Raw genomic sequence first — 21857 nt, forward strand, 5'->3', positions numbered from 1 at the left:
TCGGCCGCCGGGCTCAGCTCTCTTCGAACCGCACCCGCCCGACGCCCGAACCGCGCTGCGTCTCACGCCAGGCCGTGCGCGCCGCCGTCAATGCCACGCTCCCGCCGTACCCGCGACGGGACAGCTGCCCGACGAGCCGGCGGACGGCGGTCTCCTCGTCGTAGCGACGCAGCCCCGCCACCTTTGACCGCGCGTAGTCGAGCGCCCGCTCGGCGTCATCGTCGTCCAGGACGGACAGCGCCTCGTCGGCGATCTCCCTCGGAATGCCGCGCTGACTGAGCGTGCGAGCGATCGCCACGCGTCCCTGTCCCTTGCGCTCAGACCCCGAGGTCACGAGGAGCTCGGCCAGGGACGCGTCATCGAGATACCCGCGCTGCTCGAACTGCTCGACCAGGAGCTCGCGCTCGTCGGCCGGGACGCCGTTCTCTCGTAGCACGTCTCGCGCTTCCCTGCTGGAGAGCTGCTTGGAGCGGAGCTTGCGCACCAGCAGCTCACTCGCGTCGGGGATCGGATCGTTCGGGGTCGAAGCGTCCCCCGTGCTGTGCCGACCGACGGCACGCAATCCTCGTCGGTCGGGCGAGAACGCCGCGCGCTCGGACGCCCTCGCCTCTCCTGGAGCCAGAGCCGCGGCGGCCGGATGCCGGGAGCTGGGCCCCCGACGCTCCGCCGCGGATTCCTCCGCCCAGGTCGACCGCCACTCCGCCGCCGTGGGCGGAGTGGCGGGTGTCGAGCTCGCCGGGCGCGAGCGTGCTCCGTCGGCCCCCGCACCGCGCCCACCGAACAACGGGATCACGGGGGCGAGGCGCTCGTCCTCGGACGATGCCCCGCCCCTCTCATCGCTCACGGATCACCCCGGTCGCCGAGCTTCGCGGTCAGGCCGGACGCCGCTGCGCCAGCTCGTCGGACGCCGTCGGAGCAGCGGCCGCTGCACCACCGATGCCCAGCTTCTGCTTGATCTGCGTCTCGATCGTCTCGGCGATGTCGGGGTTCTTGAGCAGGAAGTTGCGAGCGTTCTCCTTGCCCTGGCCGAGCTGGTCGCCGTCGTAGGTGTACCAGGCGCCGGACTTCTTCACGATGCCGTGGTCCACGCCGAAGTCGATCAGGCTGCCCTCGCGGGAGATGCCGACGCCGTAGAGGATGTCGAACTCGGCCTGCTTGAACGGCGGGGCCATCTTGTTCTTCACGACCTTGACCCTGGTGCGGTTTCCGACCGCCTCGGTGCCGTCCTTCAGCGTCTCGATGCGGCGGATGTCGAGACGGACCGATGCGTAGAACTTCAGCGCCTTGCCGCCCGCGGTGGTCTCCGGCGAGCCGAAGAACACGCCGATCTTCTCGCGCAGCTGGTTGATGAAGATCATCGTGGTGTTGGTCTGGTTCAGGCCACCCGTGAGCTTGCGCAGCGCCTGGGACATCAGTCGCGCCTGCAGGCCGACGTGCGAGTCGCCCATCTCGCCCTCGATCTCCGCACGCGGCACGAGAGCGGCCACGGAGTCGATGACGATGAGATCGATGGCCCCCGAGCGCACCAGCATGTCCGCGATCTCGAGCGCCTGCTCACCGGTGTCGGGCTGGGAGACGAGCAGCGCGTCGATGTCGACGCCGAGCTTCTTGGCGTACTCGGGGTCGAGGGCGTGCTCCGCGTCCACGAAAGCGGCGATGCCGCCGGCACGCTGGGCGTTGGCGATCGCGTGCAGGGTCAGCGTGGTCTTACCCGAGGACTCCGGGCCGTAGATCTCGACGATGCGCCCCCTCGGCAGTCCGCCGACGCCGAGCGCGACGTCGAGCGCGATGGATCCGGTGGGGATGACCGCCACGGGAGCGCGCTCATCGCTGCCCAGCCGCATGACCGAGCCCTTTCCGAACTGCTTGTCGATCTGGGCGAGGGCGGTCTCGAGGGACTTCTCGCGGTCTGCGGGAGAGGGCATGGGGTGCTCCTTCGTGTCGTGAACTGCCGCCTGTAGGCTGTCGCGGCCGCCCCGGGTGGGGCGAGCTCTCCGACAAGGCGTATGACCTCGTGGTCATGTCCAACACGCTAGGAGGAGCCACCGACATTCAGTCGGAGTCCGCGGGAACCGTGCAGAACCTGCTCACGAGATCATCTGTGCAGGACGATACGCGCATCTCGAACATGTCTTCGACGACACGCCGAGGAGAACGAGGAATGGATCGAACACCACGCGGCCGGATCCGACCGGAGTCAGCGCCGCCGGGGCTCGAGCCGACCCGCGCCGTATCGGCGCGATTCAGGGACGTCCATCTCCGCGCACAGCGCCAGCCACACATCCCGCGGGGGGACGCCGGCTTCCAGAGCCTGAGCGGCGGTACGACCGCCGACGGCCCTCAGCACGAGGTCCTCGACGAGGGCGCCGCCACGGGATCCGAACTCGGCATCGACCGCCCGGAGGAACTCGCTGCGTCGCATCCCGTCAGCGCAGCGACAGCTCGGACTCGACCGAGGCCACCAGTTCGTCGGGGACGACGTCGGGGATGACCTGCAGGCCCTCGAGCTCGGCGATCCTGTCGCCGACCTCGCGCATGATGGTGGAGATGGGCACGTCGAGCGCTTCGGCCACCGAGGCGAGGATCTCGCTGGAGGCCTCCTTCTGTCCGCGCTCGACCTCGCTGAGGTATCCGAGCGCGACGGACGCCTTGCCCGCGACCTGGCGGAGCGTGCGCCCCTTCTGCAGACGGAAGTCCCGCAGCACGTCACCGATCTCCTGTCGTACGAGAATCATCGGGACCTCCTCTCCCCCATCGCCCGGCCCCAAGCGCCGGATCGGATGGTCAGTCTAACCCGACCTGTCAGGTTCGACACTACTGTTTCGTTCTGTGCGTTGAATGTGAGCACACTCGACTCAACTTCGTCGAGAAGCACTCTATTCCCGGTCATCCCGACCGGGCGCGGCGGCATCGATTCCCGTCCCGGTCACCGCCTCGAGGAGCAGCACCAGAGCCGCCTGAACCGCGGCCGCGCGGATCGCGGATCGGTCTCCCCCGAAGCTGAACGCCCGGCTGGTCGCGCGCTCCGCCACACTCACCCCGACGTGCACGGTGCCGACCTGCTTTCCGCCCTGCGACGTGGGCCCGGCGACACCGGTCGTCGAGACGCCCACGTCCGCGGCGCGCCCGTCCACCGCCAGTGCCCTGCGAACGCCCGCCGCCATCTGCTGAGCCACCTCCGGATCCACGGGACCGTGTGCGGCGAGCAGGACCGGATCCACTCCCAGCACGGAGGACTTGATCGGCGTGGCGTAGGCGACGACCGCCCCGTTGAGCACGTCCGATGCTCCCGGGATCGCCACGAGCGCCGCGGACAGAGCCCCGCCGGTGAGCGACTCGGCGACGGCCAGCGTCATCCCGCGCTCACGCAGCGCATCGAGCACGGCGGCCGCGGCGCGACCCGTCGCATCGGACATCAGGACACCGAGCCCCGGTCCGTGCGGGATCCGCGCACCTGCGCCACGACGTAGTCGATGCCGCTCAGGATCGTCAGGATCAGCGCGACAACCATCAGCACGGTGGTCGTGATCGACCACGCCGGCAGTCCGATCCAGACATGCAGCGGCAGCAGCGCCCAGGACAGCGCGACGGCCTGCACCGTCGTCTTGATCTTGCCCATCCATGCGGCGGCGACGACGTGCTCCTTGACGATCATGAAGCGGTGCACGGTGATGCCCCACTCCCGCACCAGGATGACGAGCACCAGCCACCACCACACCTCGCCGAGGATCGCGAGTCCGATGAAGCCCGCTCCGGTGAGCAGCTTGTCGGCGATCGGATCCCAGAGCTTGCCGAAATCGCTGACCAGGTCGTATCTGCGGGCGAGGTAGCCGTCCACCCAGTCGGTCGAGATCGCCAGGATGAACAGCCCCGCGGCGACCCACCGCAGCACGGGCTGCGTGATTCCATTCGTCCCGCCGAGCAGCAGGAGCACGAAGAAGACGACGGCGAGAGGGATGCGCGCGACGGTGATCGCGTTCGGCAGCTGCCGCGGGATCGCCATCAGTCGCGCCCCGTCAGACCCCAGGCGTCCTCATCGGTCTCCGCCTCGACCTCAGGAAGCCCGCGGTACTGCGCCTCGAGCGGATCCTCGCCGTAGCGGTCGTCGGAGCCGTAGGACGCCGCGGGCGCCGGAGCGGCGGGACGCGGTGGCACCCCAGCCGCAGGCATGGGCGCGGCGGCAGCCGGAGCGGGGTGCGCGGAGGGCGGATCCTCGCCGCGCAGCTTGGCCAGCACCCCGGGCAGCTGCTCGGTGGTGACCAGGACGTCACGGGCTTTGGACCCCTCGGAAGGGCCGACGATCTCACGGGATTCGAGCAGGTCCATGAGCCGCCCCGCCTTGGCGAAGCCGACGCGCAGCTTGCGCTGCAGCATCGACGTCGAGCCGAACTGCGAGGAGACGATGAGCTCGGCGGCGGCGAGGAGAAGTTCGAGGTCGTCGCCGATGTCCTCATCGACCTCCTTCTTCTTGCCCTCGACGGCCTCGGCCACGTCGGGCCGGTACTCCGGACGCGCCTGGCTCGTGACGTGCTTGACGACCGCGTCGATCTCGCTCTCGTCGACCCAGGCGCCCTGCAGCCGGAAAGGCTTGGAGGAGCCCATCGGCGAGAACAGCGCGTCGCCCTGGCCGATCAGCTTGTCGGCACCGGGGCTGTCCAGGATCACGCGGCTGTCGGTGACGCTGGTCACGGCGAACGCGAGGCGCGACGGCACGTTGGCCTTGATGAGGCCGGTGACGACGTCGACGCTCGGACGCTGGGTCGCGAGCACCAGGTGGATGCCGCTCGCGCGGGCGAGCTGGGTGATGCGGACGATCGAGTCCTCCACATCACGCGGTGCGACCATCATCAGATCCGCGAGCTCGTCGACCACGACCAGCAGGTACGGGTAAGGCTTGAGCACGCGCTCGCTGCCCGGGGGCACCACGACCTCGCCCGCGCGCACGGCACGGTTGAAGTCATCGATGTGGCGGAAGCCGAACGACGCGAGGTCGTCGTACCGCATGTCCATCTCCTTCACGACCCACTGCAGCGCCTCTGCGGCCTTCTTGGGGTTCGTGATGATGGGCGTGATGAGGTGCGGGACGCCGGCGTAGCTGGTGAGCTCCACACGCTTCGGATCGATCAGGACCATGCGCACGTCGGCCGGGCGGGCGCGCATGAGCAGGCTCGTGATCATCGAGTTGATGAAGCTCGACTTTCCGGATCCGGTGGATCCGGCCACGAGCAGATGCGGCATCTTGGCGAGGTTGGCGACGACGATGCTGCCGCCCACGTCCTTTCCGACGCCGATCGTCATCGGATGCGTGCTCTTCTGCGCGGCCGGCGACCGCAGCACGTCTCCGAGCGCCACCATCTCCTTGTCGGCGTTCGGGATCTCGATGCCGATCGCACTCTTGCCGGGGATGGGCGACAGGATCCGCACGTCGTTCGACGCGACCGCGTAGGCGAAGTTGTTGCTCAGCTGCAGGATCTTCTCGACCTTGACGCCGTGTCCTACCTCGATCTCGTACTGGGTCACTGTCGGACCGCGCGAGAAGCCGGTGACCTTCGCGTCCACGTTGAACTGGCTGAGCACGTTGGTGAGCTGCTCGATGACGCGATCCGTGGCCTCGGAGCGCAGCACCGGCGGCGGGCCCGCCTTGAGCGCGCCGGGAGAGGGCAGGATGTACGGGGCCACCGGAGCCTGCGGGCCGTCCTTGCCGGGACCATCGGTGCCGAAGCCATCGAATCCGGCCAGTTCCAGCTCGCCGGTGTCGCCGTCGTCGAGCAGTGCAGTGCTCTGCTGCTCCGCCAGGGAGTCTGCGACGGCGCGCACGTCGGTCAGCACCTCGGTGGCCGCGTCGTAGGGATCGTCGTCCTTGATGACGGCCTGATCGTAGGCAGGCGTCGCCACGACGGTGGGGGTGTCGTCCTGCGCGGTGAGCAGCTCGGTGAGATCCTGCGAGCCGAGCCCGCCATCGGGGTCCTCTTCGCGGCCCGTCTTGTTCCGCCGCCACCAGGGCAGCACGTCCGGGTCGTCGACCTTGTCCGCCTCGTCGACCGCCGCAGCGTCATCGGCGGGGGCGCTCTTCGAGGGGCGCTCGGCGTCGAACATCCACGCGTACAGGTCGCCCAGGCGCTGCCCGATGCGGTTCGGCGGCGTCTTCGTGAGGATCAGCACGCTGAGCGCCGCCAGCAGCGACAGCACGATGTACGCCGGGATCGAGGTCAGGTAGCTGAGCGGCTGGCCCAGCAGCCAGCCGAACAGACCTCCGGCGGCGCTGAGCGCGACCATGCCCTGTCGCGGCTGCGGCATGCCGCCGGCGACATGGCAGAACCCCGCCAGGGTGATCACGAACAGTCCGAAGCCGATCCCGATCCGTCCGTTGTCGTGCACGGAGGAGGGATGACGGAACAGCCAGCCGGCCAGGAGGAGCAGCAGCACCGGCATGATGAACGCGGCGCGGCCGATCAGGGCGCCCACGGAGTAGGCGCTGATATTGGTCGCGACCGTGTTGCCGATGAAGAACCACTCGTTCACGGCGCCGGCGACCGCGAGCAGCACGAGCAGGAACGGGAAGCCGTCACGGCGCTGGTCCTTCTCCAGCGTCTCCAGGCCGAAGGCGCGGAAGAGCCCGCCGACGCCGTGCGCGAGGCCCGTCCAGGCGCGCACCATCACGGGCGGCTTGTCGGGGTCGTCGACATACTTCCTCGGGGCGGGCGCGGCCTTGGGCTGACTGCGCGGCTTCGCCCCGGACGTGGAGCGACTGCGCGGCGAGGGCTTCTCCGCCGCGCTCTTGGTCGCATTCGAACTCCTGGGCACGCGTCCACGCTACGGCCGCAGACCGACATCGGCCCGCAATGACGCGGCTTTCCGCGGGATTGCGGCCTCATTCAGGCGCAGGATGCGGGTCGGTCACGCCTCGATGACGAGCGGCACGATCATCGGGCGACGACGCAGCTTCTGGTTGACCCAGCGGCCGATCGTGCGGCGCACGATCTGCGAGAGCGCGTGGCTGTCGCGCACGCCGTTGCCGGCGGCCTCCTTGAGCGCGGCGACGATCTTCGGCGCGACATCCTCGAACACCGAGTCGTCCTCCGCCACGCCGCGCGCGTGGATCTCCGGCCCCGAGATGATGCGCCCGGTGGTGGAGTCGACCACGACGATGACGGACACGAAGCCCTCCTCGCCGAGGATGCGCCGGTCCTTCAGATCCGCGTCGGTGATCTCGCCCACCGTGGAGCCGTCGACGTACACGAAACCGATGTCGAGCTGCCCCGCGACGCGCGCGACGCCGTCCTTCAGGTCGATCACGGTGCCGTTGGAGCCGACGATCGTGCGCTCCGCGTCGATGCCGGTGTCCTGCGCGAGCTTCGCGTTCGCGATCAGGTGCCGGTACTCGCCGTGCACGGGCAGCACGTTCTTCGGCTTGAGGATGTTGTAGCAGTAGATCAGCTCGCCCGCCGCCGCGTGGCCCGAGACGTGCACGCGGGCATTGGCCTTGTGCACGACGTTCGCGCCGAGCTTGGTCAGCCCGTCGATCACGCGATAGACGGCGTTCTCGTTGCCGGGGATGAGGCTCGAGGCGAGGATCACCGTGTCGCCGGGGCCGGGCTCGATCGCGTGGTCGAGGTTCGCCATGCGGCTGAGCACGGCCATCGGCTCGCCCTGGGATCCGGTCGACATGTAGACGATCTGGTCGTCGGGAAGGTCGCGCGCCTTCTTGTAGTCGATGAGCACGCCGTCCGGCACCTTGAGGTAGCCCAACTGCTCCGCGATGGTCATGTTGCGGACCATCGAGCGCCCGAGGAACGCGACCCGGCGGCCGTTCGCGTGCGCGGCGTCGATGACCTGCTGCACGCGGTGCACGTGGCTGGAGAAGCTCGCGACGATGACGCGGCGCGGCGCCTTGCCGATCACCTGGTCGAGCACCGGCCCGATGGAGCGCTCGGTCGGCGTGAACCCGGGCACGTCGGCGTTGGTCGAGTCGACGAGGAACAGGTCCACACCCTCCTCGCCGAGGCGCGAGAACGCACGCAGGTCGGTGATGCGCCCGTCCAGAGGCAACTGGTCCATCTTGAAGTCGCCGGTGGCGAGCACCATGCCTGCGGGCGTGCGGATCGCCACCGCCAGGGCGTCGGGGATGGAGTGGTTGACCGCGACGAACTCGAGGTCGAACGGGCCGACCTTCTCGTGCTGGCCCTCCTTCACCGTGAGGGTGAAGGGCCGGATCCGGTGCTCCTTGAGCTTTGCCTCGACGAGCGCCAGGGTGAGTCCGGAGCCGATCAGCGGGATGTCGCCCTTGAGCCGCAGCAGATACGGCACGGCGCCGATGTGGTCCTCATGCCCGTGCGTGAGCACGACGCCGACGATGTCGTCGAGGCGGTCCTTGATGGGCTCGAAGTCGGGCAGGATCAGGTCGACGCCGGGCTGGTGCTCTTCGGGGAACAGCACGCCGCAGTCGACGACGAGGAGCTTGCCGTCGTACTCGAAGACGGTCATGTTGCGGCCGATCTCCCCCAGGCCGCCCAGGGGCGTGACACGGAGGGTGTCGGGGGCGAGAGCTTCGGGCTCGGCGAGGGGAATGGTCATGTGGTGCCTCCTAGGCGGGGCGCACTGCGCGCCCGATGTTCGTGATTCCCCTGCCGGGTCGGAGCGGATCCTCCCGCGCCTTTCGCGCGGATCCGTCCCGCTCCGGTCCGATGCCCATCGGTCATGACCTCATCGGGTCGTGCCGTGCACCTTGGGGAGGGCGCCGCCGGCGGCGGCATTGCGGTCGGGGCGGAAGTCGGAGAAGTCCGCACCCGGGATGTCCTTGACGAGAGCGAGCTCGTCCTCGATGAGGGCGGCCTCCCACTCCTCCGGCCCCACCAGGGGCAGGCGGACGCGGGGGCTCGTGATGCGGCCGAGGCCGTGCAGGATGTACTTCGCCGACACGGTGCCGGGCACGTGCGTCATGGCGGCCCGGACGAGCGGCTCCAGGCGCTTGTGCTCGGCAGTAGCCGCGGCGAGGTCGCCCCGGTTCACCGCGTCGACGATCGCCCGGTACGGCGCCGAGGTGATGTTCGCCGTGACGCCGATGAGGCCGGTGGCACCGATCGAGAGGTGCGGGAGCACGTTCGAGTCGTCGCCGGAGAAGTACATGAGGTCGGTCTGGTTGAGCACGCGGCTGACCTCGGAGAAGTCGCCCTTGGCGTCCTTCACGGCGAGGATGTTGGGGTGCTTGGCGAGGCGCAGGATCGTCTCGTACTTGATCGGCACGCCGGTGCGGCCGGGGATGTCGTAGAGGATCACCGGGAGGTCGGTGGCGTCGGCGACCAGGCGGAAATGCGTGAGGATGCCCGCCTGCGTGGGCTTGTTGTAGTACGGCGTGACGATCATGATGCCGTCGGCGCCGAGCTTCTCGCTGGCCTTGTACAGCTCGATCGCGTGCGCGGTCTCGTTGGATCCGCCACCCGTGATGATCTTGGCCCGGCCTCCGGATACGTCCTTGCCGACCTCGACGAGACGCAGCTTCTCGGCGTCGGTGAGCGTCGAGGTCTCTCCGGTCGTGCCCGTGACGACGATGCCGTCGGCACCGTCGCTGATGACGCGGTCGATGTGCTTCTCGGTCGAGGCCCAATCGACCTCGCCGTCGGCCGTCATCGGGGTGATGAGGGCGACGAGCACCTGTCCGAAGGGATTGCCCGTATGCGTCATGCGTCCAGCGTAATGGTTCGGGCGAGGCTCACGCTGTCGCGGAGACGCGGATGACGTCGCCCCTGGCCAGATCGACGCCGGGCTTGAGCAGCAGGCCGGCCATGGTCCCCTCCGGCGCCTCGGTCGCCTTCTTGCGGAACATCTCGATGCCCGTGATCGTACTGACGCCGACCTCGGCCGCGCCCCGGCGCACCGCCACCCGGTCGCCGACGCGCATCGTGCCCGTCGTGGTCTTGCCCGTGGCGACCTGGCCGCGTCCGGTGATCGTGAAGACGTCCTCGACGACGAACTCCGCGGCGCCCACGCCGCTCGTGGAGCGTTGCGCGGCCGAGGCGATGCCCGTGCCCGGCGCGATCCCGGCGGCGGCCAGACGCTCCGCCTCCTGAGCGTTGTACTGCCGGAGCATGTCGTTCGCGTCCAGCGGATCCTTCTTCTTCCCGAACCAGCCCATGACTTCGAGCCTACGGGGACGGCCGTTAGGCTCGCGCTCATGGCCTGGCACACGCGGGAATCGCGCATCGTCTACGACAACCGCTGGATCTCGGTGCGCGAGGATCAGGTCTCCGGCCCCGCCGGTGACGGGATCTACGGCGTGGTGGCCCTGAAGAACCCGGCGGTGTTCGTCGTGGCTCTCGACGAGGAGGAGCGGGTGTGCCTGGTCACGATCGACCGGTACACGACAGGGCGTTCGGTCGAGGTGCCGGCGGGAGGCACGGACGGGGAGGATCCGCTCGTCGCCGCACGACGCGAGCTGCGCGAGGAGACCGGGCTCGAGGCGCAGGAGTGGACGCCGATCGGCACGATGAACGCACTCAACGGCGTGACCGTGGCGCCCGAGCATGTGTTCCTCGCCCGGGACCTGCGCCAGGCCGTCGACAGTGCGCACACGCAGGCCGAGGAGGGCATCGACGACGTCGCGTGGGTGCCGTTCGCCGAGGCGCTCGCGATGATCGCCGACGGGCGGATCACCGACGGTGAGACCGTCGCCGCGCTCGCCTATGCCGGCATCCGGCTGGGTCGGTTCGCCTGAGCCTGCCCCAGCTCACATCCGGCCGCGACGGGCGATGCGCGTGGTGAGCGAGCGCGGGACCAGCCTCGAGCCCGCGATCATCGCCTTGTAACGCAACGACGGGATCACCACCGACCTGCCACGGGCCGCAGCACGAAGGCCCTGGCGCACGACATAAGGCGCGTCCAGCCACATGAATGACGGCACGCCCTCCTCGCCGGCGGCGAGGCCCATTCGGGCATGGAAGGTGGTGTGCACGAATCCGGGGCAGAGCGCGGTCACGGTGACGCCGTCGCTGGCGTATTCGTCGTTCGCCCAGCGGCTGAACCCGATGATCCACGCCTTGCACGCGGAGTAGGTCGACCGTGAGACGAAGCCCGCGGACGAGGCGACGTTGATGATCCGCCCACCGCGACCGCGCATCACCCCGAGCGCGGCATGCATGAGCCGCATCGGAGCCTCGACCAGCACCCGGAGATGGCGCACCTCGTCGGCGACGTCGTTGTCGGCGAAGTGCAGCGGCAGCCCGAACCCGGCGTTGTTCACGAGCACGTCGATGGGGCGTCCGGCATCCGCGATCCGTCGCGCGACGCGGTCGACGTCCTGCTCCACCGCAAGGTCGGCGACGAGCACCTCGACCGTGACGCCGTGCCGTGCACCCAGCTCCGCGGCGAGCGCCTGCAGCGCGTCCTTCGAACGGGCGACCAGCACCAGGTCCGCACCGCGGTCCGCGAGCTGGCGGGCGAACTCCGCGCCGATTCCGGCGCTGGCGCCGGTGATGAGGGCGGTGGGCATGCGGATCCTCCTGTCGGGAGCGGGCGATGCGGTCAGCGCTGGTAGCCGAGGAAGCGGAAGCGGATCCCGGTCCTGCTGGTCTGCCACTCCCCCTCGGAGACCAGGCGGAAGCCCTTGCGCGAAGGGGCGAAAGCGTCTCCGGGCACGTCCAGATCGAGCTCGGTCACCTCCAGACGATCGGCCTCGCCGACCACCTCGCGGAAGATCTCGCCCCCGCCGATCACCCAGGTCTCCTCGAGTCCGGCGAGCGCGTCGGCGATCGACGCCGCGCGGCGGGCGCCGTCGGCGGCCCAGTCGGCCTGCCGGGTGATCACGATGTTCTCGCGGCCGGGCAACGGGCGGAACCGCTCCGGCAACGACTCCCAGGTGCGGCGCCCCATGACGACAGGCGCACCCAGGGTGATCTCCTTGAAGTGCGCGAGGTCCTCAGGAACGTGCCACGGCATCGCGCCGCCGGCCCCGATCACTCCGCCATGCGCCTCGGCCCAGATCAGTCCGATCCGAGTCATACCGCGACCGCCGCGCGGATAGCGGGGTGGTGCTGATAGTCCTCGACCACGAAGTCCTCGTATGCGTAGTCGAAGATCGACTCCGGCTTCCGCGTGATCCGCAGGGTCGGGTACGGATACGGCTCGCGGGTGAGCTGCTCCTGCACCTGCGCGACGTGGTTGTCGTAGATGTGGCAGTCTCCACCGGTCCACACGAAGTCGCCCGGCTCGAGGCCGGTCTGCTGCGCGACCATGAGCGTGAGCAGCGCGTACGAGGCTATGTTGAAGGGCACCCCGAGGAACAGGTCGGCGCTGCGCTGGTAGAGCTGGCAGGACAGTTTCCCGTCCGCCACGTAGAACTGGAACAGCGCATGGCAGGGCGCGAGCGCCATGTCGGGGATGTCGGCCGGGTTCCACGCCGACACGATGATGCGGCGGGAGTCCGGGGAGTTCCGGATCTGGTCGATCACCTGCTGCAGCTGGTCGATGTGCCCGCCGTCCGGCGTCGGCCAGGAGCGCCACTGCACGCCGTAGACCGGACCGAGATCGCCGTCGGCGTCGGCCCACTCGTCCCAGATGGTGACGCCGTTCTCCTGCAGCCAGCGCACGTTCGAGTCGCCGCGGAGGAACCACAGCAGCTCGTACGCGATCGACTTGAAGTGCACGCGCTTGGTGGTGATGAGCGGGAAGCCCTGCGACAGGTCGAAGCGGATCTGCCGGCCGAACACGCTCGTCGTGCCCGTGCCGGTGCGATCGTCCTTGTGCGTGCCGCTGGCCAGCACGTCGCGGAGCAGGTCTTCGTACGGCGTGGGGATCGCGGCGCTCATGGTTTTCAGCGTACCGGCGGCGGCGGACAGCCGGGCCGTCCGACGGGCTCCGGGAGCCGGGGCGCTGACTCGAACCGTCATATCCGACCCCAGCACCTTTCCTGGACGTAGCCTCGTACCATGTCCCTGCCGATCGCGCTCGTCGTGGTCGCCGCTCTGCTCGCGGCGACCGTGGTCGCCGGCGTCCTGCTGCGCGGGCGGGACGGCCGCGCGGTGACCGTGCGCGGCGACCGGCACGTGGATCCCGCCGATCTCATGCGCCCCCTGGGCGCGCAGGCGACACTAGTGCAGTTCAGCACCGAGTTCTGCGCGCGCTGCCCGCAGGTGCGGCGCATGCTCGGATCCGTCGCCGCCGAACGCGAGGGTGTCGTGCACGCCGAGGTGGACCTCACCTCCCGCTCCGACCTCGCCACGCGCTACAAGGTGCTGTCCACCCCGACGACCTTCATCGTCGATCCGGAGGGCCGGATCCGATCCCGCTTCACCGGCGTGCCCACTCGGGCCGCCGTGCTCTCGGCGCTCGACGGCGCCGACGACCTCCAGGAGGCCTCCGCATGACCGCTCCCGCCGGTATCGACCCGCGCGGTCCGCGCTTCGCCGCGTGGATCACGTCCGCCCTGCTGCTCATCGCGACACTGGTCGGGCTCACCAGCCCGCCGTTCAACCTGCCCGCGTTCCTGCTCACGCTCGTGATCGCCGCCCTGTTCCTGTGGGGTGTGCTCTCACCGCGCACGCAGCCGTGGGGCGTGCTGTTCCGCACGCTCGTGCGTCCGCGCCTGGCCCCGCCGTTCGCGCTCGAGGACCCGCGTCCGCCTCGATTCGCCCAGGGCGTGGGCCTGTTCGTGGTCACGGTCGGCCTGATCCTGCACCTGCTCGGCGTGCCGTGGGCGCTGCCGATCGCCACCGCGATGGCGTTCGTCGCCGCCTTCCTGAACGCCGCGTTCGGACTGTGCCTCGGCTGCCAGCTCTATCTGCTGCTGCAGCGCGCCGGGATCCTGGGCCGCACGCCGAGACTTCCCTGAAAAGCGAGGTTCCGCTGCGGGCCGATCGATAGGCTGGCACCTCACCCACCCCGATCGGAGGATCCCCATGTCCGTCACCAGCGAAGCCGCAGCCACGTGGACCGGAAGTCTCATCGAGGGTGAGGGATCCGTCTCCTTCTCCTCCTCGCACCTGGGCACGTTCCCCATCAACTGGAAGGCGCGCTCGGAGGGCTCCGACACGACGACCACTCCCGAGGAGCTCATCGCCGCCGCGCACTCGTCCTGCTTCAGCATGGCGCTCTCCCACGCCCTGGCAGGCAACGGCACCCCCGCCGAGCGCGTGAACACCACCGCGTCGGTCACCTTCAAGCCCGGCGTCGGCATCACCGGCAGCCACCTCAACGTGAACGCCTCGGTGCCCGGCCTCGACGCGGAGACCTTCCAGCGCCTCGCGCAGGAGGCCAAGGTCGGCTGCCCCGTCTCCGCGGCGCTTTCCGGCATCGAGATCACCCTCGAAGCGACCCTGGCCTGAGGCTCGCCGTCCCGCCGAGCGGCCGCGTCCCCCCGAGGGATGCGGCCGTTCGCATATCGGGCCCCGGGCGTGCCGGAGCTACTTGGCCAGGCGGATCGCCGCGCGGATCGCGGCGCGGGCATCCTTGCGGTGCCCCGCCGCATCGTGCACCACGCCGAGCCGGTACTGTGCGCGCCAGTCCCCCGGCTCCTCGGCAGCCGCCGAGCCGTACTCTGCGAGCAGCCGGTCGGCGTCGTCGGGAAGGAGTCGTCCGTTCGAGCGCAGGTGCTCCGGCGCCTCGGGCATCCCGCCCTCGCCGTCCAGCGTGCGGCCGAGCCGATCGGCGGCAAGGCCGAACTGCAGCTCGCGCACCAGGGCCCAGGCCCCGATCAACGGCATGACGAGCAGAGCGACGCCCATGGTGATTCCGAGAGCCTGGCCGGACCCCAGCAGCACCACCGCACGCCAGCCGACGAGCGCGATGTACAGCACGAGAAGCGCGGCCATGACCACGACGCCGATCCGGGATCCCATCCCTCCATCCTAAGCCGACAGGCCGTCCCGGCCGACGGCTGCGGCCCTCGCCCTCCCGCGCGCGGTCCGCATCGGCGCGCACCGCAGGACCGTGCCGGAAAGCCGACGACAGCGCCGCGACAGCGCTCCGAAAGCGCTGCCGCCGATGCTCGGAGCATGACGAATCCCACCACCGACTGGGCCCTCGAGGCCGACGGACTCGTGAAGGTGTTCGGAGCGAACCGCGCGGTCGACGGCGTCGACCTGCAGGTGCGCACCGGCGCCGTCTACGGTGTCCTCGGCCCCAACGGCGCCGGCAAGACGACCACCATCAACATGCTCGCGACGCTGCTGCGTCCGGACGGCGGCACCGGCCGCGTGTTCGGGCACGACGTCGTACGCGAGCCGCACATCGTGCGACAGCTCATCGGTGTGACCGGGCAGTTCGCCTCGGTCGACGAGACGCTGTCCGCCACCGAGAATCTCATGATCTTCGCCCGGCTGCTCGGGCTGAGCCGCACCGCCGCGAGGGCCAAGTCCGCCGATCTGCTCGAGCGCTTCGGTCTGACCGAGGCGGCGAAGCGACCGCTGAAGAACTTCTCGGGCGGCATGCGACGCCGACTCGACCTCGCCGCATCCCTCCTCGCGCAGCCGCCGCTGATCTTCCTCGATGAGCCCACCACCGGTCTCGATCCCCGCACGCGCGGACAGATGTGGGACACGATCCGCGAGCTCGTCAGCACCGGATCCACGGTGCTGCTCACCACCCAGTACCTCGACGAGGCCGATCAGCTCGCCGACCGGATCGCCGTGATCGACCGCGGGAAGGTCGTCGCCGAGGGCACCCCCGACGATCTCAAGGCCTCGGTCGGCACCTCGTCGCTGCAGCTGCGCGTCCGGGATGCTGCCGACACCGACGACGCCCTGAGCGCGATCGAGCAGACCCTCGGCGTCCGCGGCGTCCTCTCCCCTGAAGCGTCCCGGATCACCGCCCCGATGGCGGATCCCGACCGCATCGCCGATCTGCTCATCACGTTCCGCGAGGCCGGCATCGGCCTCACCGAGATGAGCGTCCAGAAGCCCACGCTCGACGAGGTGTTCCTCACGATCACCGGCCACACGGCCGACGAGGCGCCTGCCGCCGATCCCGTCTCCGCACCGTTCCAGGAGGTCCGCGCATGACCACCCTCGCCCCCACCGCCGGCCGTATCGTCCCCGCAGCCGAGCGCCGGCTGAGCCCGCGCGCGAGCCTGTCCCTGACCCTGCGCAACACCCTCACCATGGCCGCCCGCGGTCTGATCAAGATCCGGCGGACGCCGGAGCAGCTGTTCGACGTGACCGTGCAGCCGATCCTGTTCACCCTGATGTTCACGTACATCTTCGGCGGCGCGATCTCCGGCAACGTCTCGAACTACCTCCCGGTGATCATCCCCGGGATCCTCGTGCAGACCGTGATCACCACGTCGGTCGTGACGGGAGTCCAATTGCGCGAGGACATGGACAAGGGCGTGTTCGACCGGTTCCGCTCCCTGCCCATCGCGCGCATCGCGCCCCTCTCCGGAGCGCTGCTGGCGGACACGGTCCGCTACGGCATCGCCACGGTCCTGACGTTCGTGATGGGCTTCCTGATGGGCTACCGTCCTGCCGGCGGGGTCGGCGCCGTGATCGCGGCGGCCGTGCTCGTGATCGTGTGCGCCTGGGCGATCAGCTGGATCTTCGCCTTCGCCGGCGTCATCGCCCGCACCGCGTCGAGCGTCCAGGGGATCTCGATGATCATCCTGTTCCCGCTCACGTTCCTCTCCAACGCGTTCGTGCCGGTGGACACCATGCCGGGCTGGCTGCAGTGGTTCGTGAACATCAACCCGGTCTCCCACCTGGTCACCGCGGTGCGCAACCTCGCCGACAGCGGCACGGTGGGCGTCGATCTGTGGATGTCGCTGCTCGGCGCCGCCGTGATCGTGGCCGTGTTCGCCCCGCTCACCGTCAAGGCGTACATGCGCAAGGCCTGATCCCGGGTCCGGCACGACGGGGCGTCCTCCGAAGAGGACGTCCCGTCGTCGTGCTCAGCGCCCGCGCAGCAGGGCGAACGCCCGATCGACGCGGCCGGAGAGCGACAGCTCCGTGGCCGCATGGCGCGCGGCCACGACGGTGGCCGGCCCGCAGATCCGCGTCGCCTCGGCGAAATGCCCGTCCAGGCGCAGGGTCGGCAGATCCTGCCGCGCGCCGAGCGTCTCGGCGACGCCCAGCGCCTCGACCGCGCGATCGCGCAACGCCGGATCCTGCAGCGCCCACGCCGCCCATCCGACCAGCACGGTGCCGAGCACGGGGCTGTCGGTGAGCTCCGGACGCATCCGCCAGCCGGCGATCATCCGGCCGCGCATCCGGCGGACCCATCGCGCGAGGTCGGCGGGGTCGGCGCCCGGCACCCGGGAACGCGCGCTGACGTAGCCCGCGATCGCCATGAGAAACCACGGCGAGCGCCGCTGCGAGGGCGAGGAGAAGTGCGCGAGCCCCCGTGCGAAGGCGTCGAAGGCCTCGGTCTGCTCGCCCGCCTGCAGGTGGACCGCACCGAGCCCGTACCAGCCGATGGACGCCAGCTCGAGCCCGTCCTGGCTGAGCTCGCGGCTGGCCACGAGACTGCGGAACAGCGCATCCGACTCCTCGATCCGGCCGAGTGCCAGCAACGCCGCGCCACGCACCCACTTCTGCTGCCGCAGCGCGTCGACCGCGTCGAACTCCGCGAAGATCGCCGCCGCGCGGTCGAGCCACATCAGCGCCTCCGCCGGGCGTGCGGACTGACTCGCCAGTTGCGCGGCTGCATCCGCGGCGGTGGCCGCCGCCCAGCGCTCACCGCTGTCGTTCGCGAGACTCCACGCCGCCTGCGCCGCGATCAGCGCCTCGTCGGGATCGCCCTGGTTCTCCGAGAAGTGCGCCAACAGCATCTCGGCCATCAGCCGGGAGCGGCGATCATCGGATGACCGCATCGCCTTCAGCTGCTCCTCGACGTGCTGCTGATCCCGCGACGCGGTCATCACGACGACGAGCGCTCGCCACGCCGCGCTGATCGCACCACCCGCTCTGCGCTCCCAGAGGCGCAGCAGCGCGAGCGCGCGCAGGGCCCGCCGGTCATCCATCGCCAGGCTGCCGAGCGTGGCCATGACGAGCGCGATCACGACGATGTCGCAATCGAGCTCCTCGTCGTTCCGTCCTGCGCTCCACAGCCGTTGCGCGGCCTCGATCACCACGACCCGGAACGCGAAGACCTCGCTGAACGCCCCGCGCATGAACCAGCTGGGCCCGATGAGGGCGAACAGTCGCAGCGCCTCCTGTTCCCGATCCTCGCCGAACAGCCGGTGCAGCACGAACACGAGATTGTCATGCTCCTGACCGATGTCGCCGTGTGCCTCTGCCGTGACGCCGCTGGGGAAAATCGCACCGGACGTGAGCCGTTCACCCACGAACGCCGCCGCCCACCGTGTCACCGCGGTCCACGCTGCGTCCTCCTCGCCGGCATCGGCGAGCCTGGCGAGCCCGAACTCGCGCACGGTCTCCAACATCCGGAAGCGCACCCGTGCACCGCTCTCGGTCACGACCAGCAGCGACTGCGCGGCGAGGCGGTCCAGCACGTCGTCGGCAGGCGCGCCGAGGATCGCGGTCGCGGTGTGCGCCGAGAAGCCGCCGGGCAGGAACGACAGCGTCGCGAGCGCCCGCTGCGCCTCGGCATCGAGCAGATCCCAACTCCAGCCGATCACGGCCTCGAGGGTGCGATGCCGCTCCGGAGCAGCGCGGTCTCCCGAAGTCAGCAGGGCGAACCGGTCCGCCAGGCGGTCCTCGAGCTCGGCGAGCGACATGGTGCGCACTCGTGCGGCTGCGAGCTCGATCGCGAGCGGCAATCCGTCCAGATGCGCGCACAGCCGCGCCACAGCGTCGGCATCGAGCATGACGCCCGGTCGGACCGCCTCGGCCCGTTCGGCGAACAGCCGCACCGCCGGAGCGTCCGGATCCGCCGCGATCCCGAGCGGATCCAGGACGAGGATCCGCTCCGCACCGATCGCCAGCGAGGTGCGGCTCGTGGTCAGCACGCGCAGCGCAGGCACCGCCTGCAGCAGGTCCGCCGTCCATGCCGCGACGCCGTCGATGACCTGCTCGCAGTTGTCCAGCACGAGAAGGGCGGGCCGCTCGTTCAGGACGGCCACGATCCTGGCCCGCAGGTCGGGACGCACGTGGGTCTCGGACAGTCGAGCACCCGGCGCCGCCTCGCTGATGCCGAGGGCCGCGGCGATCGCGATCGGAACGCCGGCGTCGTCGCGGACGCCGGCGAGCGGGACCACAGCGACCACGTCGACGCGCGATCCGGCGGCGAGTGCGTGCGCGAGCCGCGTCTTGCCGAGCCCGCCAGGGCCGACGATCGTCACGGCGCGGGCGATGGCGAGCAGCGCGCCCGCCTGGCGCATCGCGTCCTCGCGGCCGATGAGCTCGTTGGGCGCGGCCTGTACGCCGATACGCACGCGTGGCCCACTGTCCTGGTCACGCAGCAGCTGCGCGTTGAGCTCGGTGACGGCCGGTCCCGGCGATGCACCCAGGTGCTCGGCCAGTGCGGCGCGCAGCCGGGCGAACACCGCAAGGGCCTCCGCCGCACGATCGTCGGCCGCGAGCGCCGACATCAGCTCCGCCTGAGCCGTCTCGTCGAACGGACGTGCGGCCGCGAGCTCCGACAGGATCGCAACCGCCTCATGGGAGCGCCCCGCGCTCACGAGGGACGCCGCCAGGTCGCGCTGCAGCGCATCGCGCAGCTCAGCGGACTCGGCCGCGAGATCTTCCGCGATCGGCGCGTCGCCCAGGTCGACGCCCGGTTCGCCGCGCCACAGTCCGATCGCCTCTCCCAGCAGCCGGATGCGGTCGGGATCGCCGTCGCCGAGCGTCTCCGCCTCGGCCCGCAACCGGCGTGCGGTGTGCAGGTCGGTGTCGTCGGTGCCGAGCGCATAGCCTCCCGGCGCACTCGCGATGGCGTCGGAGCCGGCCAGCGCCCTGGCCCGTGAGACGAGGGTCTGCAGCGCCGCCTTCGGATTCTGCGGCTGGTCGTCGCCCCAGACCTCGGCCGCCAGCGCAGGCACGGAGCGGGTGGTGCCGGTGCCGGCGAGCACGAGCGCCGCCAGCAGCGCGCGCATGGGCGTTCCGCCGGCGTCGCGATCCGCGATCCGCACCGGGCCGAGCACGCCGATGCGCGCGGTCATGCCCGCGGCCGGATCCCCAGATCGATCACGTTCTCCAGGCCGACGACCACACCGCGCAGGTCGCGCGCATAGGGCAGGGCGAGGCGGATCCCCGGCGCGTACGCCGCGGCGGACTGCACGGTGTCGTGCACGATCGACAGCGACTCGCCGGGGCCGGAGAGGATGACCTCCTGCTTCGCGATCACACCCGGGCGTCGCAGCGAGTGCACGGGCACGCTCGCCACCTGCTGCCCGCGGGCGCGCTGGTCGACGTGCGGCGCGTCCACAGGGCCCTGCTCGGCCCGTGCGGCCGCGATGAGCTCGGCGGTGCGCACGGCCGTGCCGCTGGGCGAGTCGATCTTGGTGTGCTGGTGCGCTTCGATGATCTCCACGGATCCGAAGAACGGCGCGGCGAGAGCGGCCAGGGCCGTGCCGAGCACGGATCCCATCGAGAAGTTGGGCACGAACAGCGCCCCGGTGCCGGCGTCATCGATGGCCGGGCGGACCTGGGCGATGCGGTCTGCGGACCATCCGGACGTCGCGACGAGAAGGTTGATGCCCCGATCCGTCGCGGCGCGCACGATCTCGACGCTGGAGGCGGGGGTGGTCGCGTCGATGACGAGGTCCGCGCCGTCGAGCTCGTCCATGGCGCTGTTCGACCCGAGCACCGCGCCGAGTTCGAACCCGTCGAGGTGCGAGATCACATCGCCGATGATGGTGCCGAGCTTGCCGGAGGCGCCCACCAGGGCCACGCGCGTCGTCATGTCCACAGTCTATTCAGCGCTTCCGACGCGGATCCCGCCGGTCGTCACGCATCCGACGCGGATCCTCGGGGTCGTCATGGTTTCGGAGGCGGCAGGTCTCCGAGCCCCTCGACGCGTCCGGGGCGCCCGACCTGCGGCATCGATTACCGTCGGATCATGCCCACGTTCCGCATCGCCTCCCCCGAGGACGACGACGCCCACGCCGTGCTCGTCGACTACTTCACCCTGCGCGCGGCGGAGTTTCCCGGCGGCACCTACTCCCCCGCATTTCCGACGGCGGCGGCGTTCCAGGCCCCGGACGGCGTCTTCCTCCTGCTCGAAGACGAAGACGCGATCGTCGGCTGCGGCGGAATCCGCCGCGTCTCGATGCCCGAGGGCGAGACCGACGTGTTCGAGATCAAGCACGTGTTCCTGCGCCCGGAGACCCGGGGCCGCGGCTGGGGCCGGCTGCTGCTGGACGAGTTGGAGCACCGCACCCGCGGATTCGGCGCCCGCGCGCTCGTGCTCGACACGCACCACACGCTCGAGGCGGCGGGGCACCTGTACCTCAACAGCGGCTTCGCCGAGATCCCGCGCTACAACGACAATCCGAACGCGACCCGGTGGTACCGCAAGGATCTGGAGCAGGCATGAGGCTGTGGTCGGTGCACCCGCGCCACTACGATCGGCAGGCGCTGACGGCGTGCTGGCGCGAAGGCCTGCTCGCCCAGGCGGTCATCGCGGATCCGACCCGCCGCGGCTATGCGCACCACCCGCAGCTCCAGCGTTTCCGGGAGACGAGGGATTCCCTCGCCGCGATCGGCGACTACCTCGCGGCGATCGTCGACGAAGCCGACGCCCGCGGATATCGGTTCGCGCGCGAGAAGATCCTCAAGACCGGTCCGGTCGAGCGCATCCCGGTCGCCCGTGGTCAGCTCGAGTACGAATGGGGGCATCTGCTCCGCAAGCTCGAGGGGCGCACCCCAGAGCTCTGGGAGCGGTGGCGCACGACCTCGCTGCCGGACCCGCATCCGCTGTTCGCGGTCGTCGAGGGCCCGATCGCGGACTGGGAGCGCGTCGGCTGAACGCCCTTC

General features: G+C 70.3%; 24 protein-coding genes. 8 read left to right on the forward strand and 16 right to left on the reverse strand.

Annotated features, from left to right (window positions below; all coding sequences use genetic code 11):
- Positions 1 to 13: 13 nt before the first annotated feature.
- The 10 genes from ACTJI8_RS04010 to ACTJI8_RS04055 all read right to left on the reverse strand — a co-directional run bounded on the left by ACTJI8_RS04010 (position 14) and on the right by ACTJI8_RS04055 (position 10132).
- A complete protein-coding gene (locus tag ACTJI8_RS04010) occupies positions 14 to 844 on the reverse strand; it encodes a regulatory protein RecX (RefSeq protein ID WP_440732103.1) in 831 nt (276 codons plus the stop codon).
- A 28-nt stretch (positions 845 to 872) separates the two neighbouring features.
- Entirely contained in the window at positions 873 to 1925 is a 1053-nt protein-coding gene (gene recA / locus ACTJI8_RS04015) for a recombinase RecA (RefSeq protein ID WP_440732104.1), read from the reverse strand.
- A gap of 272 nt (positions 1926 to 2197) precedes the next feature.
- Complete coding sequence (locus tag ACTJI8_RS04020; protein WP_440732105.1) at positions 2198 to 2422, reverse strand: DUF3046 domain-containing protein; 225 nt, start codon at positions 2420 to 2422, stop codon at positions 2198 to 2200.
- A gap of 4 nt (positions 2423 to 2426) precedes the next feature.
- A complete protein-coding gene (locus ACTJI8_RS04025; RefSeq protein ID WP_233309681.1) occupies positions 2427 to 2735 on the reverse strand; it encodes a helix-turn-helix domain-containing protein in 309 nt (102 codons plus the stop codon).
- Positions 2736 to 2876: 141 nt separating this feature from the next.
- On the reverse strand, positions 2877 to 3416 hold the full coding sequence (locus ACTJI8_RS04030; protein ID WP_440732106.1) for a CinA family protein: 540 nt from the start codon (positions 3414 to 3416) through the stop codon (positions 2877 to 2879).
- Positions 3416 to 4003: a CDP-diacylglycerol--glycerol-3-phosphate 3-phosphatidyltransferase gene (gene pgsA / locus ACTJI8_RS04035; RefSeq protein ID WP_440732107.1), complete on the reverse strand. Its 588-nt coding sequence runs from the start codon at positions 4001 to 4003 to the stop codon at positions 3416 to 3418. Before pgsA ends, ACTJI8_RS04030 begins: the two co-directional genes overlap by 1 nt.
- Complete coding sequence (locus ACTJI8_RS04040; RefSeq protein WP_440732108.1) at positions 4003 to 6804, reverse strand: DNA translocase FtsK; 2802 nt, start codon at positions 6802 to 6804, stop codon at positions 4003 to 4005. The genes pgsA and ACTJI8_RS04040 overlap by 1 nt, the downstream gene beginning before the upstream one ends.
- A 93-nt stretch (positions 6805 to 6897) precedes the next feature.
- Positions 6898 to 8574, reverse strand: a complete 1677-nt coding sequence (locus ACTJI8_RS04045) for a ribonuclease J (RefSeq protein WP_440732109.1) — start codon at positions 8572 to 8574, stop codon at positions 6898 to 6900.
- A gap of 129 nt (positions 8575 to 8703) precedes the next feature.
- Positions 8704 to 9681, reverse strand: coding sequence for a 4-hydroxy-tetrahydrodipicolinate synthase (dapA, locus tag ACTJI8_RS04050; RefSeq protein ID WP_440732110.1), 978 nt, complete (start codon positions 9679 to 9681; stop codon positions 8704 to 8706).
- Between the two features lie 28 nt (positions 9682 to 9709).
- Positions 9710 to 10132 carry an EF-Tu/IF-2/RF-3 family GTPase gene (locus ACTJI8_RS04055; RefSeq protein WP_440732111.1) on the reverse strand — a complete coding sequence of 141 codons (423 nt, stop codon included), beginning with the start codon at positions 10130 to 10132 and terminating at the stop codon, positions 9710 to 9712.
- A gap of 39 nt (positions 10133 to 10171) precedes the next feature.
- Here ACTJI8_RS04055 and ACTJI8_RS04060 point away from each other — a divergent pair, with 39 nt between their 5' ends.
- Complete coding sequence (locus tag ACTJI8_RS04060; protein WP_440732112.1) at positions 10172 to 10711, forward strand: NUDIX domain-containing protein; 540 nt, start codon at positions 10172 to 10174, stop codon at positions 10709 to 10711.
- Positions 10712 to 10723: 12 nt separating this feature from the next.
- Here ACTJI8_RS04060 and ACTJI8_RS04065 read toward each other — a convergent pair whose 3' ends face one another.
- The 3 genes from ACTJI8_RS04065 to ACTJI8_RS04075 are packed head-to-tail and all read right to left on the reverse strand — an operon-like array spanning position 10724 to position 12800.
- Positions 10724 to 11485 (reverse strand): SDR family NAD(P)-dependent oxidoreductase, encoded by a 762-nt coding sequence (locus ACTJI8_RS04065; protein WP_440732113.1) that lies wholly within the window; start codon positions 11483 to 11485, stop codon positions 10724 to 10726.
- 32 nt (positions 11486 to 11517) lie between these two features.
- Entirely contained in the window at positions 11518 to 11994 is a 477-nt protein-coding gene (locus ACTJI8_RS04070; RefSeq protein ID WP_440732114.1) for a dihydrofolate reductase, read from the reverse strand.
- Positions 11991 to 12800, reverse strand: coding sequence for a thymidylate synthase (locus ACTJI8_RS04075; protein WP_440732115.1), 810 nt, complete (start codon positions 12798 to 12800; stop codon positions 11991 to 11993). The genes ACTJI8_RS04070 and ACTJI8_RS04075 overlap by 4 nt, the downstream gene beginning before the upstream one ends.
- A 120-nt stretch (positions 12801 to 12920) precedes the next feature.
- On the opposite strand from ACTJI8_RS04075, the gene ACTJI8_RS04080 reads away from it, so the two are divergent.
- The 3 genes from ACTJI8_RS04080 to ACTJI8_RS04090 all read left to right on the forward strand — a co-directional run bounded on the left by ACTJI8_RS04080 (position 12921) and on the right by ACTJI8_RS04090 (position 14315).
- Entirely contained in the window at positions 12921 to 13358 is a 438-nt protein-coding gene (locus ACTJI8_RS04080) for a TlpA family protein disulfide reductase (protein WP_440732116.1), read from the forward strand.
- On the forward strand, positions 13355 to 13822 hold the full coding sequence (locus ACTJI8_RS04085; RefSeq protein WP_440732117.1) for a DUF4395 domain-containing protein: 468 nt from the start codon (positions 13355 to 13357) through the stop codon (positions 13820 to 13822). The genes ACTJI8_RS04080 and ACTJI8_RS04085 overlap by 4 nt, the downstream gene beginning before the upstream one ends.
- 67 nt (positions 13823 to 13889) lie before the next feature.
- On the forward strand, positions 13890 to 14315 hold the full coding sequence (locus tag ACTJI8_RS04090) for an OsmC family peroxiredoxin (protein ID WP_440732118.1): 426 nt from the start codon (positions 13890 to 13892) through the stop codon (positions 14313 to 14315).
- Between the two features lie 78 nt (positions 14316 to 14393).
- On the opposite strand, the gene ACTJI8_RS04095 is transcribed toward ACTJI8_RS04090, so the two are convergent.
- Positions 14394 to 14828: a hypothetical protein gene (locus ACTJI8_RS04095; RefSeq protein WP_440732119.1), complete on the reverse strand. Its 435-nt coding sequence runs from the start codon at positions 14826 to 14828 to the stop codon at positions 14394 to 14396.
- Positions 14829 to 14984: 156 nt separating this feature from the next.
- On the opposite strand from ACTJI8_RS04095, the gene ACTJI8_RS04100 reads away from it, so the two are divergent.
- Together ACTJI8_RS04100 and ACTJI8_RS04105 are read left to right on the forward strand one after the other, a co-directional pair.
- Positions 14985 to 15989: an ATP-binding cassette domain-containing protein gene (locus ACTJI8_RS04100; RefSeq protein WP_440732120.1), complete on the forward strand. Its 1005-nt coding sequence runs from the start codon at positions 14985 to 14987 to the stop codon at positions 15987 to 15989.
- Positions 15986 to 16816 (forward strand): ABC transporter permease, encoded by an 831-nt coding sequence (locus tag ACTJI8_RS04105; RefSeq protein WP_440732121.1) that lies wholly within the window; start codon positions 15986 to 15988, stop codon positions 16814 to 16816. The genes ACTJI8_RS04100 and ACTJI8_RS04105 overlap by 4 nt, the downstream gene beginning before the upstream one ends.
- A 54-nt stretch (positions 16817 to 16870) precedes the next feature.
- On the opposite strand, the gene ACTJI8_RS04110 is transcribed toward ACTJI8_RS04105, so the two are convergent.
- A complete protein-coding gene (locus tag ACTJI8_RS04110; protein ID WP_440732122.1) occupies positions 16871 to 20041 on the reverse strand; it encodes an ATP-binding protein in 3171 nt (1056 codons plus the stop codon).
- Positions 20038 to 20784: a 4-hydroxy-tetrahydrodipicolinate reductase gene (dapB, locus tag ACTJI8_RS04115; RefSeq protein ID WP_440732123.1), complete on the reverse strand. Its 747-nt coding sequence runs from the start codon at positions 20782 to 20784 to the stop codon at positions 20038 to 20040. The genes ACTJI8_RS04110 and dapB overlap by 4 nt, the downstream gene beginning before the upstream one ends.
- Positions 20785 to 20940: 156 nt before the next feature.
- On the opposite strand from dapB, the gene ACTJI8_RS04120 reads away from it, so the two are divergent.
- Together ACTJI8_RS04120 and ACTJI8_RS04125 are read left to right on the forward strand one after the other, a co-directional pair.
- On the forward strand, positions 20941 to 21417 hold the full coding sequence (locus ACTJI8_RS04120; protein WP_440732124.1) for a GNAT family N-acetyltransferase: 477 nt from the start codon (positions 20941 to 20943) through the stop codon (positions 21415 to 21417).
- Entirely contained in the window at positions 21414 to 21848 is a 435-nt protein-coding gene (locus ACTJI8_RS04125; protein ID WP_440732125.1) for a pyrimidine dimer DNA glycosylase/endonuclease V, read from the forward strand. The genes ACTJI8_RS04120 and ACTJI8_RS04125 overlap by 4 nt, the downstream gene beginning before the upstream one ends.
- Positions 21849 to 21857 lie beyond the last annotated feature (9 nt).

Origin of the sequence: Microbacterium sp. 22303 (assembly GCF_052045265.1) — a bacterium.
In the GTDB taxonomy this organism is placed as follows: Bacteria; Actinomycetota; Actinomycetes; order Actinomycetales; family Microbacteriaceae; genus Microbacterium.

Coding starts and splice junctions, on each gene's coding strand:
- ACTJI8_RS04075 (WP_440732115.1), bottom strand. CDS start 12,800: ATGAGCGCCGCGATCCCCACGCCGTACGAAGACCTGCTCCGCGACGTG.
- recA (WP_440732104.1), bottom strand. CDS start 1,925: ATGCCCTCTCCCGCAGACCGCGAGAAGTCCCTCGAGACCGCCCTCGCC.
- ACTJI8_RS04070 (WP_440732114.1), bottom strand. CDS start 11,994: ATGACTCGGATCGGACTGATCTGGGCCGAGGCGCATGGCGGAGTGATC.
- ACTJI8_RS04105 (WP_440732121.1), top strand. CDS start 15,986: ATGACCACCCTCGCCCCCACCGCCGGCCGTATCGTCCCCGCAGCCGAG.
- ACTJI8_RS04120 (WP_440732124.1), top strand. CDS start 20,941: ATGCCCACGTTCCGCATCGCCTCCCCCGAGGACGACGACGCCCACGCC.
- ACTJI8_RS04025 (WP_233309681.1), bottom strand. CDS start 2,735: ATGATTCTCGTACGACAGGAGATCGGTGACGTGCTGCGGGACTTCCGT.
- ACTJI8_RS04020 (WP_440732105.1), bottom strand. CDS start 2,422: ATGCGACGCAGCGAGTTCCTCCGGGCGGTCGATGCCGAGTTCGGATCC.
- ACTJI8_RS04045 (WP_440732109.1), bottom strand. CDS start 8,574: ATGACCATTCCCCTCGCCGAGCCCGAAGCTCTCGCCCCCGACACCCTC.
- ACTJI8_RS04030 (WP_440732106.1), bottom strand. CDS start 3,416: ATGTCCGATGCGACGGGTCGCGCCGCGGCCGCCGTGCTCGATGCGCTG.
- ACTJI8_RS04055 (WP_440732111.1), bottom strand. CDS start 10,132: ATGGGCTGGTTCGGGAAGAAGAAGGATCCGCTGGACGCGAACGACATG.
- pgsA (WP_440732107.1), bottom strand. CDS start 4,003: ATGGCGATCCCGCGGCAGCTGCCGAACGCGATCACCGTCGCGCGCATC.
- dapB (WP_440732123.1), bottom strand. CDS start 20,784: ATGACGACGCGCGTGGCCCTGGTGGGCGCCTCCGGCAAGCTCGGCACC.
- ACTJI8_RS04085 (WP_440732117.1), top strand. CDS start 13,355: ATGACCGCTCCCGCCGGTATCGACCCGCGCGGTCCGCGCTTCGCCGCG.
- ACTJI8_RS04080 (WP_440732116.1), top strand. CDS start 12,921: ATGTCCCTGCCGATCGCGCTCGTCGTGGTCGCCGCTCTGCTCGCGGCG.
- ACTJI8_RS04100 (WP_440732120.1), top strand. CDS start 14,985: ATGACGAATCCCACCACCGACTGGGCCCTCGAGGCCGACGGACTCGTG.
- ACTJI8_RS04110 (WP_440732122.1), bottom strand. CDS start 20,041: ATGACCGCGCGCATCGGCGTGCTCGGCCCGGTGCGGATCGCGGATCGC.
- dapA (WP_440732110.1), bottom strand. CDS start 9,681: ATGACGCATACGGGCAATCCCTTCGGACAGGTGCTCGTCGCCCTCATC.
- ACTJI8_RS04065 (WP_440732113.1), bottom strand. CDS start 11,485: ATGCCCACCGCCCTCATCACCGGCGCCAGCGCCGGAATCGGCGCGGAG.
- ACTJI8_RS04095 (WP_440732119.1), bottom strand. CDS start 14,828: ATGGGATCCCGGATCGGCGTCGTGGTCATGGCCGCGCTTCTCGTGCTG.
- ACTJI8_RS04060 (WP_440732112.1), top strand. CDS start 10,172: ATGGCCTGGCACACGCGGGAATCGCGCATCGTCTACGACAACCGCTGG.
- ACTJI8_RS04125 (WP_440732125.1), top strand. CDS start 21,414: ATGAGGCTGTGGTCGGTGCACCCGCGCCACTACGATCGGCAGGCGCTG.
- ACTJI8_RS04090 (WP_440732118.1), top strand. CDS start 13,890: ATGTCCGTCACCAGCGAAGCCGCAGCCACGTGGACCGGAAGTCTCATC.